This is a genomic window from Lentzea sp. NPDC102401 (assembly GCF_044765805.1).
GTDB lineage: Bacteria > Actinomycetota > Actinomycetes > Mycobacteriales > Pseudonocardiaceae > Lentzea > Lentzea sokolovensis.
In genome coordinates this window covers 916403-936568 of the sequence record NZ_JBIWKS010000002.1, presented here as the reverse complement: position 1 = coordinate 936568, position 20166 = coordinate 916403, and the positions used below count along the sequence as shown (strand labels likewise).

The following is a 20166-nucleotide window of genomic DNA, read 5'->3' as shown; positions in this document are numbered from 1 at the left end:
AACTTTTGCAACGTCTTTCCTGGACCGCTGACACACCCCATCGGAAGGCATGGACATGTCCCAGGACTGGTGGCGCCACGCCGTCATCTACCAGGTCTACGTGCGCAGCTTCGCCGACTCGGACGGCGACGGCGTCGGTGACCTGCCCGGCATCCGCTCACGCCTGCCCTACCTGCGCGACCTGGGCGTCGACGCGGTCTGGATCACGCCGTTCTACGCGTCGCCGATGGCCGACGGCGGCTACGACGTGGCGGATTACCGCGCGGTCGACCCGCAGTTCGGCGGACTCGACGACGTGCGCGCGTTGGTGGACGACGCGCACACGCTCGGTATCCGGGTGATCGTCGACATCGTGCCGAACCACAGCTCCGACCAGCACGCGTGGTTCCAGGAGGCGCTGGCCGGACGTGGCCGTGAGCGCTACCTGTTCCGCGAGGGCGCCGGGGACCAGCCGCCGAACGACTGGGAGTCCGTCTTCGGCGGGCCGGCGTGGACGCGGGTGGCCGACGGGTCCTGGTACCTGCACCTGTTCGCGCCGGAGCAGCCGGACCTGAACTGGGAACTGCCCGAGGTGCGCGCGGAGTTCCGCGACGTGCTGCGGTTCTGGCTGGACCTGGGCGTCGACGGGTTCCGGGTGGACGTGGCGCACGGGATGATCAAGGCGCCGGGGCTGCCCGACATCGGCCACGCGGACCAGCTCAAGCTGCTGGGCACGGAGCCGTTGCCGTTCTTCGACCAGGACGGCGTGCACGAGATCCACCGTGAGTGGCGTGAAGTCATCGACTCGTACGAGGGCGAGCGCGTGCTCGTGGCGGAGGCGTGGACGCCTTCTGCCGAACGGACGGCCATGTACCTGCGCGCCGACGAGATGCACCAGGCGTTCAACTTCCATTACCTGACCGCGGAATGGACGTGCGAGGCGTTGCGGTCGGTCATCGACTCGTCGCTGGCCGCCGTCGAACCTGTTGGGGCGCCTACGACCTGGGTGCTGTCGAACCATGACGTGCAACGGCACGTGACGCGGTACGGCGGCGGTGAGACCGGTGTGCGGCGTGCGCGCGCAGCGTTGGCGTTGATGCTGGCGTTGCCGGGATCGGTGTACCTGTACCAGGGCGAGGAGCTGGGGCTGCCCGAGGTGCTGGACCTGCCGGACGAGGTGCTGCAGGACCCGATGTGGGAGCGGTCCGGTCACACCGAACGCGGGCGTGACGGGTGTCGCGTGCCGCTGCCGTGGGCGTCTTCCGGGCCGTCGCTCGGGTTCGGCACCGGCGGGTCGTGGCTGCCGCAGCCGGCGGACTGGGCGAAGCTGTCGGTGGAGGCGCAGGCGGGCGACCAGGACTCGATGTTGTCCTTCTACCGCACCGCTTTGCGCGTGCGCCGGGAGAACCCGGCGCTGGGTGCAGGCCTCACCTGGGTCGACGCTCCGGACGGTGTGCTGCAGTTCCAACGGGACGGGGTCGCCTGCGCGGTGAACCTGTCCGGGGCGGTCGTGGAACTGCCCGATCCCGGTTCGGTGCTGCTTGCTTCGTCGTACTACGGAGTGCGCGACGGGCTGCTGCTCCTGCCGCCGGACACCGCAGTCTGGTGGAAGCTCTGACCAGCGATTTCATCTGATCAACAAAAACTGTCAGACCCCCTGAGTACGGTCCGTGGACATCAGCTCCAGGTCGGATTCAGGGGGTCTTGTGGTGCGCAGGTGGGAGCTCGTCTCCGACGGCTCGGCGAAGTTCTGGGAGGTCGGCCAGGCCGGTGCCGTGGTGACCGTCCGGTTCGGACGGCTGGGCACCGCCGGGCAGTCCCAGGCCAAGGAGCTGACCTCCGAGGCCGCCGCGACCGCGCACGTCGCGAAGCTGGTGGCGGAGAAGGAGAAGAAGGGCTACCGCAGCGCCGGTGACGCTGTGCCCGCACCGGTCGTGGAGGCTCCTCCTCGCGACGAGGAGACGTGGGTGATGCCCGCGCAGTGGCTGGCACAGGCCATGCGCAGACGCGACGCCAGACCGTTGCCGGAGTTCACCGTCGACTCCGCGATGGCGCAGCGGTTCCGCGACCACGTCGCCGCGCACGCCGAGAAGATCGACGAGGCGCTGACGGCATCGGAGCACGACCAGGATCTGGTGCGGGCGTTGCGCAACCACCACGAGGGCCGGCCCGATCCGCTGGGTGTCGCGGTGCTCCTGACGCTGATCAAGTACGAGTACGGCACCTCACCGGTGCACTGGTGGATCGAGGACTTCGGGCTGCCGTTCGCCGCCGTGGCGGCCGTGCACATGGCGACGGTGATCGACGGCTACGGCACGTTGAAGACGCACCTGCCGCACCACAGCACGGATCGCGACGCGGATGGTCTTGCGCTGATCGACGTCCGCACCGCACTGGCCGTGGCGGACGACGTGACCTACGCCGCGACGGTGGCGGAGCTGGAGAAGGTCGGCACCACGTGGTTCGGCGTGGCCGCGCGTGCCTTCCTGGCGCCCACGCGGCAGGACTGGTTCGAGGAGGCGAACGAGTCAGGCGCTCCGACCTGGATGATCCACTGCTCGGCGACCACGACCGAGCAGTTCGGCGGCCTGAAGCACGGGCACCTGATCTGGTCGCCGATGAGCGTGTTCACCGCGCTGCACGTGCTGGGCCCGGACATCGCGCCGGTGCTGGACGCCGAGCTGCGGGCGAAGGTCGAGTGGGGTGCGGAGTGCCGCAAGCTCGCGCTCGAGGTGCTGTCGGTGCTGCCGACCGACGAGGCGTTCCTCATGCTGCTCAACCGCTTGCACGAGCGGTACGTGCGACCCGCGCTGCTGTCCGCGATGGCGGCGTTCCCTGCTCGGGCGCTGCGGCTGATGGCACCCCGCGCGGTCGCCGACGTGGACGTCCGCAACCTGCTGCGCGCCCACCTGCTGACGCATCCCGGCCTCGCACTGCCGTCCGGCATCGCCGATCTCGTGCCGGATCCCGTTCCGGACGCACCGGTAGACGCGCTGCCGCGAGTGCTGGCCGAACCGCCGTGGACGCACCGCCGCCCGCAACCGAAACCCGCGGTGCTGAAGGATCTACCGGTGCCCGCCGCCCACATCACGTGGCTGCCCGGTGAGCGCGAGGAGTGGGAGAAGCTCACCGGCTGGTGGACGGGGCACGGCGAGCACTGGGAGGCGATCGCCGCGGCGATCCGCGCCGGCCACAGCAGCCGCTACCACGACCACCGGCTGTTCGAGAGCGGCCCGGAGGAGCTCGCCCTCCCGCTGCTCGCCGGCTGGACTCCCGGTGACACGTGGGGCAGCGAGGGCTGGGGCAGGCGCATCGCGGCCCGGTTCGGCATGGACGCCCTCCCCGCGATGCTGCGCCTGGCGGCCAGCAATCCGCACGTGTCCGGCGTCGTGCTGCTCCCCTACGCCACCGCCGAGGTCGCTGGGCTGATGGCGGACTGGCTGGCACGCCTCAAGACCGCCCGCGCGTTCGCCGTCTCCTGGTTGTCCCGCCATCGCGAGGCCGCTGCCCGTCTGCTGCTTCCGGCCGGGCTCGGCGCGGCGGGACCGGCCCGCCGCAACGCTGAGATCGCCCTGCGGTACCTCCACCTCGAAACCGGTGTGGACGTCATCGCCCTCGCCACGTCGCACAGCGCCGAGGCGGGTGCGGCGATCCGCACGCTGATCGAGATCGACCCGCTCGACGTCCTTCCCGTGAAGCTGCCGGGGATCGGCGACTGGGCCGACCAGCGACTGCTGCCCCAGGTGCTGCTGGCCGACGGCAGCGGCGCGTTGTCCGCCGAGGCCGCGCAGAGCCTGCTGATGACGGCCGCGCTGTCCAAACAGGACGCCGTCTACCCCGGCCTGCCACTGGCCGTCGAGGCGTGTGACCGAGCGTCGCTGGCGGAGTTCGCCTGGGCGGTCTTCGGCCGCTGGCAGGACGTGGGCGCCCCGGCCAAGGACGGCTGGGTGCTGGCCGCCCTCGGCTGGTTCGGTGACGACGAGACGGTGCGCCGGCTGGCGCCGCTGATCCGTTCCTGGCCGGGTGAGAGCCAGCACGCCCGCGCCGTGGCGGGCCTCGACGTGCTCGCCCAGATCGGCAGCGAGGTGGCGCTGACCCAGCTGAACAGCATCGCGGAGAGGGTGAAGTTCAAGGGCCTCAAGGCGAAGGCCCAGGAGAAGGTGTCGGACATCGCCGCCGCACTGGGCCTGAGCCGCGACCAGCTGTCCGACCGTCTGGTGCCCAGGCTGGGCCTGGACGACGCGGCGACGCTGGTGATCGACTACGGCCCGCGCCGGTTCACCGTGGGCTTCGACGAGCAGCTCAAGCCCTACGTCCTGGACGCGGAAGGCAAGCGCCGCAAAGACCTTCCCAAGCCCGGAGCGCGCGACGACCAGGAGCTCGCACCGGCGGAGCACAAGCGTTTCGCGACGTTGAAGAAGGACGTCCGCACCATCGCTTCCGACCAGATCCACCGCCTGGAACGCTCGATGGTCGACCAGCGCACCTGGACCGCGGAGGAGTTCCACACGGTCCTTGCCGGCCATCCGCTGCTGTGGCACCTGGTCCGCCGGTTGGTGTGGATCACCGACAGCGGCCTGACCTTCCGCCTGGCCGAGGACCGCACCCTGGCGGACGCCTCCGACGACGAGGTGACCCTGCCCGCGGAGGCCGTCGTCCGGGTGGCTCATCCGGTCGACCTGGCGGACACGCTGCCGGCCTGGGGCGAGGTGTTCGCGGACTACGAGATCCTGCAGCCGTTCCCGCAGCTCGGCCGCCCCGTCCACACCTTCACGCCGGGCGACATGGTCCCCCAGCTGCACAAATACCTGGGCAAGGACGTGCCGGTGGGCAGGTTCCTCGGCCTCACCAAGCGGGGCTGGATGCGCGCCGAGCCCCAGGACAACGGCCACGAGCCGTGGCTGCTCCGCCCGCTGCCGTCCGGTGGCGCGCTGGTGGCGAATCTGGATCCCGGCATCTCGGTGGGCGCGATCGACCTGTTCCCCGAGATGAGGGTCGCGGAACTCTGGTTCTCCACCAGCGGAGAGGGCGACTGGGTCGCACCCCGCGACGGTGGTCCGTCCACGTTCGAAGTGGACGCGGTCACCGCGTCCGAGCTCCTCTCGGAACTGGAATCACTGCACGCGTGAACGCGGGAACGGTTGGTCGTCGACCAACGTCAGACCGGCTCGGCACGGTCACCAACACACTTCGGATCGGAAGCGGGGAGCAGTCAGTGCGCAGGTGGGAGCTCGTCTCGGGCGGCGCGGCGAAGTTCTGGGAGATCGGTCGGGACGGTGCCGCGGTCACCGTCCGGTTCGGACGACTGGACACGCACGGCCAGACCCAGACCAAGGAGCTGGCGTCCGCGGAGGCGGCGCAGGCGCACGTCGCGAAGCTGGTGGCGGAGAAGGAGAAGAAGGGCTACCGCGCGGTCGGTTCCGCCGAGGTGGCCGCGCCCCGGCAGGGCGACGAGCCAGCCGCCACCTCCGGCGCCGCACAGCCCGCTGACGCTCCCGCGGCGGCCACCTCCCCCGCCGAGAAGCCCACCGCCCTCGACGAGGACACCTGGGTGATGCCCAAGGCGTGGTTGCGCGACGTGGTGCGGCAGCGGGGCTTCCACCCCGCCCCGGAGTTCTCCGTCGACACCGAACTGGCGGAGGAGGCCAGGCGGCGCGTCGGCGAGCAGACGGACACGATCGAGCGGATCCTCTCCGAGCCGGCCTCCGACCCTGCTCTGGTCCAGGCGGCGCGCGAGCACCTCGCCGGTCGGCCGAATCCCGCCGGGGCGGCGGCGATCGCGGCCGTCGTCGCCTGCGGCGAGCAGTCCGTGCACGCCTGGATCGCCGACCATGGCCTGGTGTTCGCGACGGAGGCCACCGTCGAGTACATGAGGGTCATGTGCGCACGCGAGTGGCTTTCGCAGCAGCGCACCTACGGCCACGAACGGCTGGCGTCCCGCGGTGGGTACTCCCACATCACCATCGGCAGCGTCGACTGCAAGATGCTGCTGGCGATCCGCTACGCGCTCGCGATCGCGGGTGACGCCGAGCGCGACGCGGCGGAAGCCGTGCTGAGCGGGCTGGACGAGATCGACGAGCCCAACACCAAGCTGGTGCGGGCGTTCCTGATGCCAGGACGGCCCGACTGGTTCCAGGAGGCGTGCCAGACGCCGCACACCGGCACCCGCTGGTGGATCCTTCACTGCAGTGCCACCACTTTCGAGGAGTTCGCGAACACGCCCTCCTCGGTGGCCGGCAACTCGACCGTCCTCCACACGGCGCTGTACGTGCTGGGTCCGGCGATCGCGCCGTTGCTCGCCGACGCGCTCGACCACCAGTACCAGCGCGCGGACACCCGCAAGCAGGTGTTGAAGACGCTCGCCGCGTTGCCCACCGACGAGGCGTTCTCGCTACTGCTCGACCGGATCGACACGAAGTACGTGCGCCCGACCGTGCTGTCCATGATGACGGCGTACCCGGCGCGGGCGGCCAGGTTGCTCGGCGAACGCTCCGCCCGCAACGAGGAGTTCCGCCGTCTGCTCAGCGTGCACCTGCGGACGTATCCGCACCTGGACACGCCTGACGGTTTCGTCGAGGTCGACGCCGAGGGGGTGCCGGAAGCACCGGCCGAGGCCTTGCCGTCGCTGCTGGCGTCGCCGCCGTGGCTGCACCGCAAGCCCGCGGTGAAGCCGGTGGTGGTGCCGGATCTCCCGGTGCCCGGCCCATCGCTCACGTGGCAGCCGGGTGAGCGGGAGGAGTGGCTGAAGGACGGTCACTGGGACACCCACGCCTACAAGACCTGGGAGCACTGGCTGGCGGAGTACAAGGCCGGCCGCATCGGTTACCGCATGGCCGACCTGCTCGTCGGTGCGCCCGAGGACGAGGTGCGGCACCTGCTCGCGGACTGGCAGCCCAATCTCGGGTGGAGCGCCGAGTCGGCGGGCAAGCGGCTGGCCGCGAAGTTCGGCTTCGACGCGTTGCCTCCGCTGCTGCGCATCGTGGAGAGGAACTCGTCCACCGCGGTGATCGTGCTGCCGTTCGCCACGCCCGAGGTCGCCGCGCTGATGGCGGACTGGCTGGTGCGGCTCAAGCAGGTCCGCAAGACCGCGATGGGCTGGCTCGCCCGGCACCGCGAGACGGCCGCGCGCTTCCTGATTCCCGCTGCACTGGGCAAGCCCGGTGCCGAGCGGCGCAACGCCGAGACCGCGATCCGCCACCTGCACGGCCTCGGGGTCGACGTCGTCGCGCTGGCTCCCACCCCGGAGGCGGCCGAGGGTCTGCGGGCCTTCCTGTCCGTCGACCCGGTCGACGTGCTGCCCGCCAAGCTGCCGGTGATCGGCGAGTGGGCGGACACCCGCCTGCTGCCCCAGGTGCTGCTGGCGGACCGCAAGCAGGCCCTGTCCCCCGAGGCCGCACGTCATCTGCTGATGACGGCCGCGCTGTCCAAGCCTGGCGACATCTACGCCGGGCTGCCGATCGCCCGCGAGGCGCTCGACTCCGGCTCGCTGGCGGCGTTCGCGTGGGCGGTCTTCCAGCGCTGGCAGGAGGTCGGCGCGCCGTCGAAGGAGGGCTGGGCGCTGACCGCGCTCGGCTGGTTCGGCGACGACTCGACGGTCCGCGCGCTGTCGCCGCTGATCCGGGTGTGGCCGGGCGAGAGCCAGCACACCAGGGCGGTGACGGGTCTCGACGTGCTCGCCGACATCGGCACCGAGGTCGCCCTGTCGCACCTGAACAGCATCGCGGAGAAGGTGAAGTTCAAGGGCCTCAAGACCAAGGCCCAGGAGAAGGTCGCGCAGATCGCGGACGAACTGGGCCTGTCCCGCGACCAGCTGGCGGACCGTCTCGTGCCGCGCCTGGGTCTCGACGACGCCGCGAGCCTCGTGATCGACTACGGCCCGCGCCGGTTCACGGTCGGCTTCGACGAACAGCTCAAGCCCTACGTCCTCGACCCGGACGGCAAGCGCCGCAAGGACCTCCCGAAGCCCGGTGCGAAGGACGACCAGGACCAGGCCCCGCTGGAGCACAAGCGGTTCGCGGCTCTGAAGAAGGACGTCCGCGCAGTGGCGTCCGACCAGATCCACCGGCTGGAACGGGCGATGGTCGACCAGCGCACCTGGACCGCGGAGGAGTTCCACACCGTCCTCGCCGGCCACCCGCTGCTCTGGCACATCGTCCGCCGGCTCGTGTGGATCACCACCGACGGCCTCTCCTTCCGGCTGGCAGAGGACCGCACCCTCGCCGACTCCAGCGACGACGAGTTCACGCTCCCCGAGGACGCCACCGTCCGCGTGGCGCACCCCGTGGACCTCCAGGCCGAACTGGAGGCGTGGGGCGAGGTCTTCGCCGACTACGAGATCCTCCAGCCGTTCCCGCAGCTGGGCCGCCCCCTGCACCTGGTGCCGGCCGGCGAGAACCTCCTGCCCCAGCTGAAGAAGTACTGCGACGTCGACCTCCCGATCGGCAAGATCCTCAGTCTCACCAAGAAGGGCTGGATCCGCGGCGAGCCCCAGGACGCCGGCGTGGAGTGCTGGATCACCCGGCCACTGCCGTCCGGCGGTTCCCTGGTCGCGTCGCTCGACCCCGGCATCGCGGTGGGCGCGATCGACGTCTTCCCCGAGATCAAGTTCACCGAACTGTGGTTCTCCGCGGACGGGCACGGCTACTGGTCGTCCCAGCGCAACGGGTCAGGAACCTTGGAGGCCGACGCCATCACGGCCTCCGAAATCCTGTCCGAACTGGAGTCACTGCACTCGTGACACCGTGAATCGGGGGGTCTGAACAGCTCTTTAAGCTCACCGTAAAGAATTGTCAGACCCCCTGAGTAACGTCCGTGCACAACAACTCCCTTGTGTGGCCCCAGGAGGTACAGCAGTGCGCAGGTGGGAACTCGTCGCGAACGGCTCCGCGAAGTTCTGGGAGATCGGGCAGGACGGCGCGACGGTGACCGTCCGTTTCGGACGGCTGGGCACCACCGGCCAGACCCAGACAAAGGAGCTGGCCTCCGCCGAGGCGGCCGACGCGCACGTCGCGAAACTGGTGGCGGAGAAGGAGAAGAAGGGCTACAGACCAGAAGCCACCACCGCTGCCGAGCCACAGCAGCCCACGGCCACCGAGCCCGCCGCCCGACTCGCACCGCAGCAGGGCACCGCCCCGCAGCACCCGGCCCAGGAGCCCGCCGCCCAGCGGCAAACGGCCCAGGAGCCCGCCTCCCGGCAGCAGAGCCCCACCGACCCTGCCGCCCAGCAACACGCCACCACCACCTCCGACGCCCCGCAGCCCGCCGCCGGGCTGCACGCGGCCACCGACCCTGCCGCCCAACAGCACGCGGCCCAGTTACCCGCCGCCCAGCAACCAGTGACTTCTCCACCCGCCGCCGTAACTCCAGCGGCCACCAAACCCTCCACCCAGCTCCCCGCCACCGAGCCCGCCGCCACTCCCACAGCCCCCATCGACGAAGACACCTGGGTGATCCCCAAGGCGTGGCTGCGCGACGCGGTGCGGCAGCGCGGATTCGCCCCGGCTCTGGATTTCGCCGTCGACCCCGCCAAGGCGGAGCAGGCGCGGCAGCAGATCACCGAGCAGGCGGAGAAGATCGAGAACGCCCTGACCGCCAAGGGATCGAAGCCGGAGCTGGTGAGCGCGGCCCGCGAGCACCTGGCCGGGCAGCCGACCCCCGTCGGCGCGGCGGCGATCGCGGCCATCACCAAGCCGGGCGCGCCAGGCGTGCACGCCTGGATCGCCGACCACGGCCTGGCCTTCGCCACCACTGCGGTCGTCGAGCTCACGGGCCTGACCTTCTCCGACGAGTGGGACGACAAGCGCGCCAAATGGACCGGCATCTGCCTGCAGTACGACCGCGGCGGCTTCCAGACGTCGATCGGCGAACCGGAAGGCCTGATGCTCACCGCCCTCCGGTACGCGATCGCCGTCGCGAGCCCCGAGGACCGCGCGGCCGCCGAGTGCGTGCTGGAGACGTTCGGCAAGACGAAGACCGCGAAGGAGATCCGCTCCTTCCTGATGCCCGAGCGGGCGGACTGGTTCACCCAGGTCCGCAAGCAGGGCTACACGCGGAGCCGGTGGTGGATGTTGCCGAGCAGCGCCCGCAGCCTCGAGGACTTCAGGAAGGGCGGCGAGCCGGTCACGACGTCGGCGTTCCTGCTCTACACCGCGGTGTACGTGCTGGGGCCGGCCGTCGCGCCCCTGCTCGCGGAGGAGCTCGACTCCGACAGCTACCACCAGCGCACGGGCGGCCGCAAGCAGGCGTTGACCGTGCTGGCGGCGTTACCGACGGACGAGGCGTTCACGATCCTGCTCGACCGGCTGGACGGGAAGTACGTGCGGCCAGCGGTGGTGTCCGCGATGAGGGCGTTCCCCGTGCGGGCGGCGCGACTGCTGGCCGAGCGCGCGTCGTCGAGTGATCACGTGCGCCGGCTGCTGCACATCCACCTGCGGAGCAATCCGCACCTGACCGTGCCCGACGAGGTCGCCACGCTGCTCGCCGAGTCCGCCGAGGCGATCATGCCGGAGGCGACCGCGGAGCAGTTGCCGGCACTGCTCGCGTCCCCGCCGTGGCTCAGTCGCAAGAAGCCGGTGAAGCCCGTGGTGCTGGCGGATCTTCCGGTGCCGGAGGCGGCGGTGATCTGGGAGCCGGGCGAGCACGAGCAGTGGCTGGCGTCCGGCTCGGAGTGGGTGCAGACCCACCACGACTGGCGCACGCTGCTCAAGGAGTACAACGCCGGCCTGATCGGCTACTACGACAACGACCTGTTCCTCCTCGCCCCCGAGGACGAGGTGCGGCACCTGCTCGCGGACTGGAAGCCGGTCTACAGCTACGGCGTCGAGGAGTGGGGCAAGAACATCGCCGCCCGGTTCGGTGTCGACGCCGCGCCGGCGCTCATCCGGCACGTCCAGTCCGCGGCCGCGGGGACCGGGATGGTGCTGCTGCCGTTCGCCACCGTCGAGGTGGCCACGCAGATGGCCGACTGGTTCGCCCGCACCAAGGCGGCCCGGCGCTGGGGCCTCGACTGGCTCGCCCGGCACCGCGAGCAGGCCGTCCGTCTCCTCCTCCCGGCGGCGGCCGGCAAGGCGGGGGTCCCTCGTCGCAATGCCGAGGCGGCGTTGCGGCACCTGAACAATCTTGGTGTCGACGTGGCGGCCATCGCCAAGGAGTGCGGCGCGGAGGCCGCGATCGACGTCGTGCTCGCGGTCGACCCGGTCGACGTGCTGCCCGCGAAGCTGCCGGCGATCGGCGAGTGGGCGGACCCCAGGCTGCTGCCGCAGGTGCTGCTGGCGGACCGCAGGCACGCCCTGTCCGCCGAGGTCGCCGGTCATCTGTTGATGACGGCCGCGCTGTCCAAGCCGGGCGAGCTCTACGCGGGGCTGCCGATCGCCCGTGAGGCACTCGATCCCGGCTCGCTGGCGGAGTTCGCATGGGCCGTCTTCCAGGCGTGGGAACAGGCGGGCGCGCCCTCGAAGGAGAGTTGGGCGCTGAACGCGCTCGGCTGGTTCGGCGACGACGAGACCGTGCGCAGGCTGTCGCCGCTGATCCGCAACTGGCCCGGCGAGAGCCAGCACGCCAGGGCGGTCAGCGGGCTTGACGTGCTCGCCGACATCGGCACCGAGGTGGCGCTGTCGCACCTGAACAGCATCGCGGAGAAGGTGTCGTTCAAGGGCCTCAAGACCAGGGCCCAGGAGAAGGTCGCCCAGATCGCGGCCGAGCTCGGTCTGTCCCGCGACCAGCTGTCGGACCGGCTGGTTCCGCGCCTGGGCCTGGACGACGCCGCGACCCTGGTGATCGACTACGGCTCCCGGAAGTTCACCGTGGGCTTCGACGAGCAGCTCAAGCCGTTCGTGCTCGACCCGGACGGCAAACGCCGCAAGGATCTGCCGAAGCCCGGCGCGAAGGACGACCAGGACCTCGCTCCGCTGGAGCACAAGCGCTTCATGGCGCTGAAGAAGGACGTCCGCACCATCGCGTCCGACCAGATCCAGCGGCTCGAACGCGCGATGGTCGACCAGCGCGGGTGGAGCGCCGAGGAGTTCCTGACGGTCCTCGCCGCGCATCCGCTGCTGTGGCACCTGGTCCGCCGCCTGGTCTGGATCACCGACGAGGGCACCTCGTTCCGCCTGGCCGAGGACCGCACGCTGGCCGACGAGCACGACGACGAGTTCACGTTGGCCGAGAGCACCACGGTCCGCGTGGCGCACGCGGTCGGCCTGCGGGAGGCGTCGGCGGCGTGGGGCGAGGTCTTCGCCGACTACGAGATCCTCCAGCCGTTCCCGCAGCTCGGCCGACCGATCCACCTGCTCACCGCGGCCGGCGACCTTCTCCCCCGTGCGAAGAAGTACTGCGACACCCCGTACCCGATCGGCAAGATCCTCGGCCTGACCAAGAAGGGCTGGGTGCGCGGCACCCCGCAGGACGCGGGTGTCGAGTGCTGGATCACCCGGCCGTTCCCCGACGGCGGCGCGCTCGTCGCCAGGCTCGAACCCGGCATCGCGGTGGGCGCCATGGACGTCTTCCCCGAGGTCGGTTTCAGCGACATGTGGTTCTCACGCAACGGTCACGGCGCGTGGTCCGCTCCGGCCGACGCGCCCGCCACCTACGAGATCGACCCGATTACCGTCTCCGAGCTCCTCTCCGAACTGGAGTCCTTGCAGTCATGACCAGCACCCAGACGATGCAGCGTCCTCCCGCCGAGGTCCGCTACGCCGACGAGCTCGCCCGGCTGCGCGACACCGACACCGCGCCGAGGCCACCGGGCTGGGCGCTGAGCCTCGAAGCCGCGCGCCGGTTCGTGGTGGGCGACGAGAAGCGGGGCATCAGCAGGAAGTTCGTCGGCGATCCGTCCCTTGTGGACAGAGCGCTGGTCACGCTGGCGACGAGCCGCGGTCTGATGCTGGTCGGTGAGCCGGGGACGGCGAAGTCGTTGCTGTCCGAGCTGATCGCGGCGGCGGTGTGCGGCGAGTCGACGCTGACGATCCAGGGCGGCGCGGCCACGACCGAGGACCAGATCAAGTACTCGTGGAACTACGCGCTGCTCGTCGCGGAGGGGCCGTCGCCGCGCTCGCTCGTGCCGGCACCGATGCTGCGGGGCATGGCCGAGGGCAAGATCGTGCGGTTCGAGGAGATCACCCGCTGCCCGCTGGAGGTCCAGGACTGCATGCTGTCGATGCTGTCCGACCGCGTGATGGCGATCGGCGAGCTGAACGGCCCGGACGGCATGGTGTTCGCGCAGGACGGGTTCAACGTGATCGCCACGGCGAACACGCGGGACAGGGGCGTGAACGAGATGAGCGCCGCGCTCAAGCGGCGGTTCAACTTCGAGACGGTGTTCCCGATCGCCGACTTCGACACCGAGCTCGCCCTGGTCGAGCAGGAGGCGGCGAAGCTGCTGGAGAAGTCCGGCGTCGAGCTCGCGCCGAGGCGTGACGTGCTGGAGGTCCTGGTTCGCACGTTCCGCGACCTGCGCGAGGGCGGCGACCGGCTCACCACCGTGATGAGCACGGCCGAGGCGGTGTCGGTGGCGCACGCGGTGGGGCTGCGAGGCTGGTTCCTGCGCGGCGAGGTCGGGTCGGCCGCGGACGTCGTGGAGTGCCTGGCGGGCACGGCGGCGAAGGACAACGCGGAGGACCTGGCGCGGCTGCGGCGGTACCTGGAGCAGCACGCGGCACGGCGCAAGGGCGAGCAGTGGCAGGAGCTGCACCGCGCCCGGCACCTGCTGCCCGGCTGATGGGGGCCGTGTTCGTCGGCGTCCGGCACCACAGTCCCGCCTGTGCCCGGCTGGTCGCCGCCACCATCTCCGAGCACCAGCCCGCGTACGTGCTCGTCGAAGGTCCCGCCGACTTCAACGAGCGCATCGACGAGCTGCTGCTCGGCCACGAGCTGCCCGTCGCGTTGTTCAGCTACTCCGACCAGCACGCGTCGTGGTCGCCGTTCTGCGACTACTCGCCGGAGTGGGTGGCGATCACCGAGGCCCGCCGGTGCGGCGCCGAGGTCAGGTTCATCGACCTGCCCGCGTGGCACGAGGCGTTCCGCGACGTCAGCAACAGGTACGCGGACGCGGAACTGCGCTACGCCGAGGTCGTCGAGCGACTGTGCCGGGAGTTCGCGGTCGACAACGTCGACGCGCTCTGGGACCACCTCTTCGAGTGCGAGACCGAGCCGAAGGGCATGGCCGAGTACTTCGACCTGCTGCGCGGCACGGCGACCGCGGACGAGGGCGACTCGGCCCGCGAGGAGTACATGGCGCGCTGGGTGCGGGCGGCGGTGAAGGACGCGGGCGACAGGCCCGTCGTCGTGATCACCGGCGGCTTCCACACGGCCGCGCTCAAGGCGAAGCTCGACGGCTCCGCGGAGTGGCCCGAGGTTCCCGAACGTGATAGAGGCGCGAGCTATCTCGTGCCGTATTCGCACGCACGGCTGGACGCGTTCACCGGCTACCAGTCGGGCATGCCGTCGCCCGGTTACTACCAGCAGGTCTGGGAGGCGGGGGCGCAGCGCGCGGCGGACTGGCTGGTCGAGTCGGTGGCGACGCGGCTGCGCGGCCGGCAGCAGCCGGTGTCGACGGCCGACCTCATCGCGGCGCGCACGCAGGCCGGGGCGCTGGCCCGGTTGCGCGGTCACGAGAACCTGGCGCGCACGGACGTGCTCGACGGCCTGACCAGCGCGTTGATCTCCGAGGACCTGACGCAGCCGCCGCCGTGGACCCGGCGCGGCACGCTGCAGCCCGGCGCGCACCCGGCGTTGATCGAGATGATCGGGGCGTTGCGGGGCAGCAAGGTCGGCAGGCTGCACCCGGACACGCCGGCACCGCCGCTGGTCAACGCGGTGCAGGAGCTGCTGCGGACGCACGGCCTCGATCAGGAGGGCAAGGTCGCGCTCGACCTCACGGACGCGGAGGCGTTGGAGCGCAGCAGGATCCTGCATCGCCTGCGGGTGCTGCGGATTCCTGGCTTCGAACGCACGAGCGGCCCGTCCGAGGGTGCCGCGCCGCAGCTGGACGAGCAGTGGACGCTGCGACCGGCAGAGGAACGGCTGGCGGCGCTGATCGAGGCCGCCGAGAACGGCGCCACACTGGAGGAGGCGGCGGGGGCGGTGCTGGAACGCCGCTCCCGGGACGCCCAGCTGGAACACCTGGCCACCATCCTGTTCGACGCGGTGCTCTGCGGGATCTCGGCGTTGTCCGGGAAGGTCCAGCAGACCCTCAACGAGGGTGTCCGGGCGACGGGCGATCTCGCGGCGCTCGGGTCCGTGCTCAGCGGTGTGCTCGGGCTGTGGCGGCACGACAGGTTGTTCGGCACGAGAAAGGATCCGCTGCTGGGCTCGGTGATCGACGTGGGCACGGCACGGGTGCTGTGGCTGGTCGAGGGCCTGCACGGCGGTCCGGCGCCGGCCGATCCGCACCGCCTCAAGGCCATGGCGGCAACCAGGGACGCGGTGCTGCACGCGAAGTCCGCACTGTCACTGGACATCGCGGACGTCACCGGCGTCGCGACCCGAGTGAGCAACGACGTCGAGGCACCACCGGATCTGCGCGGCGCCGCACTCGGGCTCGCCTGGACGCTCGGCTCCCAGCCGGACGTGCGCAAGGTGCGCAACATCGAGGCGCTCGGCGACTGGCTCGCCGGGTTGTTCGCGGTCGCGCGGGAAGAGGTGCTGGCGAGCCCTGACCTGGTCGGGGTGCTCGACGAGCTGGTCAGCGCGATGACCGAGGACGAGTTCCTGGTGGCGCTGCCCGCGTTGCGACTCGCCTTCAGCTACTTCCCGCCCAGGGAAAGGGAAACCATCGCGGCCACCGTCCTGCACCATCGTGGCGTCGAGGGCAGCGCCAAGGGCGTCACCCGTCTCACCGTCGACCCGATGGTCGTGGCGGAGGCGATGGCGATCGAGAAGCGCGTGGACGCGTTGCTGCTGAAGGGCGGGCTGGCATGACGGACCTGGAACGCTGGCGGCTGATCCTCGGCGAACCCGCGTCGCGCCGCACTGGAGGGTTGCAGGGCGACGCGGCCCGCCGGGACACCGCGCTGGAATGGCTCTACGGCCGCGATCCCGAACTGGCCGAACGCGGCGTGCGCAAGGGCGGCAGCGAGGACTCCGTGCTGCAGACCGTCGACTGGCTGGACGAGGTGCACACCCTCTTCCCGCGCGAGACGATCGAACGGCTGGAACGCGACGCGGTCGAGCGGTACGAGATCACCGACGTCGTCACCGATCCCGAAGTGCTGCAACGGATCGAGCCGAACCCGGCGCTGCTGCGCGCGGTGCTGCGGACCAAGCACCTGATGAACCCGGCCGTGCTCGCGCTGGCGCGCAAGATCGTCGAAGCGGTCGTGAAGCAGTTGATGGAGAAGCTGAAGACGGAGGTGCGCACGGCGTTCAGCGGCACGAGGTCGCGGCGGCCGAGCATTCACAAGAACTCGCGCAACTTCGACTTCCGCTCCACGATCAGGGCGAACCTCCAGCGCTACCAACCGGAAGAGCGCAAGCTCGCGATCGAGCACCCGAAGTTCGTCTCCCGCACCAAACGGCACCTGGAGCAGTGGCAGGTGATCCTGCTGGTGGACCAGTCCGGCTCGATGACCAGTTCGGTGATCCACTCGGCCGTCACGGCGGCCTGTCTGTGGGGGTTGCCTGGGCTCAGGACGCACCTGGTCGCCTTCGACACCAACGTGGTCGACCTGACCTCGGACGTGACGGACCCGGTCGAGCTGCTGATGAAGGTGCAGCTCGGCGGCGGCACGGACATCGCCAAGGCCGTGGCTTACGGCGCCGGCCTCGTGGACAGCCCGCGCCGGTCGATCGTGGCGATCATCAGCGACTTCTACGAGGGCGGCAGCGCGGCGCACCTGGTCCGCACGGTGAAGGACCTGTGCGAGCAGGGCACCCACGTGCTGTGCCTGGCGGCGCTGGACGACGAGGCGAACCCGGACTACGACCGGGCGCTGGGCCAGCGCCTCGCGAACGTCGGCGCGCACGTCGGCGCGATGACCCCAGGACAGCTCGCGGAATTCGTTGCGGAGAAGCTCAGGTGACCAGACCAGACCTGATGGCACTGACCCCGGACGCCCTCGCGGCGCTGGCCAACCGCGGTCTGGTGAAACGCGCCGTCAAGGAGCTCGACGCGGGCATCGTCCCGGCGCTCGACACCGATCCGGCCGGTGCCGTCCAGGGCAAGTTCCCGGACGGCACCACGACGACGCTGCCGCCGGGCATCGCGCTCGACGCGGCACAGTGCAGCTGCGGCGCGGCGGGCGTCTGCCGGCACCGCATCGCCGTCGTCCTGGCGTACCAACGCACTCAGGAGACGACCGCACCGGCCGAGCTGTGGTCGCCAGGCGCCGTGACGGACACCGACCTGGTGGCGTTGATGGGCGAACGCACCCTGCGCCGCGCCCGCAGGGCCCACCAGGCCGGTTACCGCGCGAAGCTCCGCCGCCCGACCGCGGAAGACCACACCGCGCAGGCGGAACTCCCCACCTGCACGGTCACGTTCCTGGTCCCCGGCGACCTGTCGTACGTCCACACCGACGCGGTGAACAAGGACGAGGCGACGGCACTGGCGGTGTGGGCGTTCCGCGAGGCGGACGCACAGGGAGCCGACACGGTCGACGTCGGCGGATCTCCCACCACCGCAACGGATCTGACCGCTGTCACCGATCTGCTCGACCAGTTGCTGCTCGACGGCGCCACGAACGCGAGCGAGGTGCTCGACGGCGCGTGGCAGCGCCTGCACCGCGACCTCACCGCGCAACGCCTGCACTGGCCCGCCGCCGTGATCACCGATCTCCTCGCCCAACTCGCCGCGTACCGCAAGCGCAGCGCCGACTACGAGGCCGAACAGTTCGCCGCGCTGCTGACCGAACTGCACGCGCGGACCACCGCCACGGGCCCCCGCGCCGAGATCCTGGGCCCGGACGAGCCCGCCGAAACACCGCTCAAGCGAGTCAGGCTGACCGCCCTCGGCGCCCGCCTGCGCGCGGAGAACGCGGTGGACGTCTACTTCGCCTCGGGCGACGTCGTCCTGGTGCAGCGCGACACTCCCCTGCGCACCGGCACACGGCTGGCGGCGTCGAACGTGGTGTCCGAGTCGGCGACGCGCAGCGCGAGCCGCGCGGTGACCCTGAAGACCAGCAGGGTGGCCAAAACCTCGCTCACACCGGTCGGCACGGCCTGGGACCACCTGCCCCAGGCCCTGGTGATCGACGACTACGCCAAGGCCGCCGCACACCTGGCCGAACTGCCGCCACGCCAGGTCCGCGCGAGGGTGGAGGCCGAACTGGTCCGCGCGATCCGCGTCACCGAGGTGTCCGACCTCGCCTACGACCCGGCCGCGCAACGCCTCACCGCCACGCTGCACGATCCGACGGGCATGTCGTGCCGCCTGGAAGCAACGCACCGAGCCGTCGCACCGCACTCGCTGGACGCCCTGACAGCGGCCCTGCGCGCCACCTCGACGACGATCACCGGCAGCGTCCGGCGACATCGAGGCACCCTGGTCGTCGACCCGCTGGCCGTGCACACCCCGGCGGGAGTGGTCGTCGTGGACCTTGCGACGGACACGACGCCGCAACCCCTGTCGCCGGGAGTCACGACGTCCGACCCGCTGAGCGCGGCGGTGGACAGCGCGCTGACGGTGCTGGCCGAGGCCTCCCACCGAGGCCTGGACCACCTGACGGACAGTCTGCTCACCCGTGTGCGCGAGGTAGGCGCGCACCTGCACCGCGCGGGCTTGCGCACGGCTGCGGCCGGCGTCACGGCGTTCGCCGACGCCCCGGCCTCGGCCACCTGGCTCGCCGCGCACCTGCGATTACTGGTCACGGCCGACGCGCGCTGAGGAGACCGCGCCCGCGACCAACGCCACCGAGGTGGCCGGTTCCGTCTCAGCGCACCTGCACGGCTCGGACCCGTTCAGCAGCACGGCGTCCACCAACGCCCCGTCCGCGAACACCCGGTTCCGCGGGCAACTGCCGGCCGTGGCCGCCCACCGGCACAACCGGAGCCACCACTACCGACGAGGTCGGATCGATGCGTTGGGACAGCACGTAGTCCTCGGCGGCCTCGGCCACCCGCCCGAGCCGTTCCAGCACGAAGCCACGCAGGTAGGCGGCACGAGCCGCACCCCAGCCGCCGAGCGCGATCCCGCGGCCGTAGGCCTCCAGGGATGCCTCCAGCTGACCGCACGCGGCCAGCGCGTCGCCCTGCAGCGCCCACGTCCGGTGGTCGCCGGGACTGAGCTCGACCAGTTCGCCGGAGTAGCCGACGGCGCGGTGTCCCAGGCCGACGGCGACGTGGGTCTGCACGAGGAAGGAGTAGAGGGCGTAGGCCTCGTCCGCCCACGCGAGCCGGTCCATCTCGGCCGCCCCCGGCGTCGCCGAGGTCAGCGATTCCAGTGCCCGGCCGAGGAGCCGGTGTGTCTCGACGATGTCGTGCCGCACGAACGGAACCGCGGCGATCGCCCGGTGCAGCCGGGCTCGGTGCAGGGCCGCGGCGAATCCGTTCTGCGGCAGCTCGGACGTGGCCTTCATGGCGAGCGCCGCGGCGGCCCGCAGGGACGTGGAGTCGGCGCCGCGGGCGGCGTTGCGGAACACCACGAACAGCGCCAGGTCGCGGCGCGTCTCGGGAGGAAGCCCGGACCTGGCGCCGCGCAGCGCCATCGCCTCCACGGCGGACGACGGGAGGTGGCAGCGCAGCACGGCGAGCTGTTCCAGCGCGAGTTCGGGCGAGAACACGTGCTTGCGCGGGTCGATCACGCTCAGGCCGATCACCGAGGCCGCGCGCTGCGGATATCCCAGACGCAGCAACAGGTCACAGGCCAGGCGGCGTTCGGCCGTGCGCAACGAGCCGAGCGCCCGTTCGTGCACCCGCCACCACAGTTCGGAGGCCAGGTCCACCGGGAACTCCGTCATGTCCGGGCCGACGCCGTCGAGCCGGCCCCAGCTCGCGGCCGTCAGCAGCCGCAGCTGGGCGGACGGCGGTGGGTCGAAGCGCGGAACGCCTGCCGAGGTGCCCGTCACGAACGCACGGGCCATGGCGTGGGTGATGCGGGCGTGCAGTGCGGAAGTCGTGCCGGGGGCCGACAGTCCGGCGTAGACGCCGCAGGCGACGGGCACCTGGGCGGTGCGCAGGGCGCGCAGCCGGACCGCCAGCGCACGGGGACTCGGGTCGGTGCGGTACCGCGGCATCGCGGTCATGCTGGCCTCCCTG

The 20166-nt window shown here is 71.2% G+C and carries 9 protein-coding genes; 8 read left to right on the top strand and 1 reads right to left on the bottom strand.

The genetic code is table 11. The features are described from left to right. Positions 1–55 precede the first annotated feature (55 nt). The 8 genes from ACIRG5_RS09825 (at position 56) to ACIRG5_RS09790 (ending at position 18796) form a co-directional block, all read left to right on the top strand. Entirely contained in the window at positions 56–1597 is a 1542-nt protein-coding gene (locus ACIRG5_RS09825; RefSeq protein ID WP_402903132.1) for a glycoside hydrolase family 13 protein, read from the top strand. Positions 1598–1688: 91 nt separating this feature from the next. Then, entirely contained in the window at positions 1689–5108 is a 3420-nt protein-coding gene (locus ACIRG5_RS09820) for a WGR and DUF4132 domain-containing protein (RefSeq protein ID WP_402902722.1), read from the top strand. Between the two features lie 86 nt (positions 5109–5194). Continuing rightward, positions 5195–8716, top strand: coding sequence for a DUF4132 domain-containing protein (locus tag ACIRG5_RS09815; RefSeq protein ID WP_402902720.1), 3522 nt, complete (start codon positions 5195–5197; stop codon positions 8714–8716). 115 nt (positions 8717–8831) lie between these two features. After that, positions 8832–12626, top strand: a complete 3795-nt coding sequence (locus tag ACIRG5_RS09810) for a DUF4132 domain-containing protein (protein WP_402902717.1) — start codon at positions 8832–8834, stop codon at positions 12624–12626. Beyond that, positions 12623–13693, top strand: coding sequence for an AAA family ATPase (locus ACIRG5_RS09805; protein ID WP_402902715.1), 1071 nt, complete (start codon positions 12623–12625; stop codon positions 13691–13693). The genes ACIRG5_RS09810 and ACIRG5_RS09805 overlap by 4 nt, the downstream gene beginning before the upstream one ends. Further along, positions 13651–15894, top strand: a complete 2244-nt coding sequence (locus tag ACIRG5_RS09800) for a DUF5682 family protein (RefSeq protein WP_402902712.1) — start codon at positions 13651–13653, stop codon at positions 15892–15894. Before ACIRG5_RS09805 ends, ACIRG5_RS09800 begins: the two co-directional genes overlap by 43 nt. Further along, positions 15891–16994: a VWA domain-containing protein gene (locus ACIRG5_RS09795; RefSeq protein ID WP_402902709.1), complete on the top strand. Its 1104-nt coding sequence runs from the start codon at positions 15891–15893 to the stop codon at positions 16992–16994. The genes ACIRG5_RS09800 and ACIRG5_RS09795 overlap by 4 nt, the downstream gene beginning before the upstream one ends. Beyond that, the gene (locus tag ACIRG5_RS09790; RefSeq protein WP_402902706.1) at positions 16991–18796 is read left to right on the top strand and encodes an SWIM zinc finger family protein; all 1806 of its coding nucleotides are present in this window, start codon (positions 16991–16993) and stop codon (positions 18794–18796) included. Before ACIRG5_RS09795 ends, ACIRG5_RS09790 begins: the two co-directional genes overlap by 4 nt. 46 nt (positions 18797–18842) lie before the next feature. Here the strand turns inward: ACIRG5_RS09790 and ACIRG5_RS09785 are convergent, their stop codons facing one another. After that, a complete protein-coding gene (locus ACIRG5_RS09785; protein ID WP_402902703.1) occupies positions 18843–20153 on the bottom strand; it encodes a hypothetical protein in 1311 nt (436 codons plus the stop codon). Positions 20154–20166 lie beyond the last annotated feature (13 nt).

What these genes read in the sequence shown, in the direction of transcription:
- ACIRG5_RS09785 (WP_402902703.1), bottom strand. Translation starts at nt 20,153, where the DNA reads ATGACCGCGATGCCGCGGTACCGCACCGACCCGAGTCCCCGTGCGCTG.
- ACIRG5_RS09825 (WP_402903132.1), top strand. Translation starts at nt 56, where the DNA reads ATGTCCCAGGACTGGTGGCGCCACGCCGTCATCTACCAGGTCTACGTG.
- ACIRG5_RS09805 (WP_402902715.1), top strand. Translation starts at nt 12,623, where the DNA reads ATGACCAGCACCCAGACGATGCAGCGTCCTCCCGCCGAGGTCCGCTAC.
- ACIRG5_RS09795 (WP_402902709.1), top strand. Translation starts at nt 15,891, where the DNA reads ATGACGGACCTGGAACGCTGGCGGCTGATCCTCGGCGAACCCGCGTCG.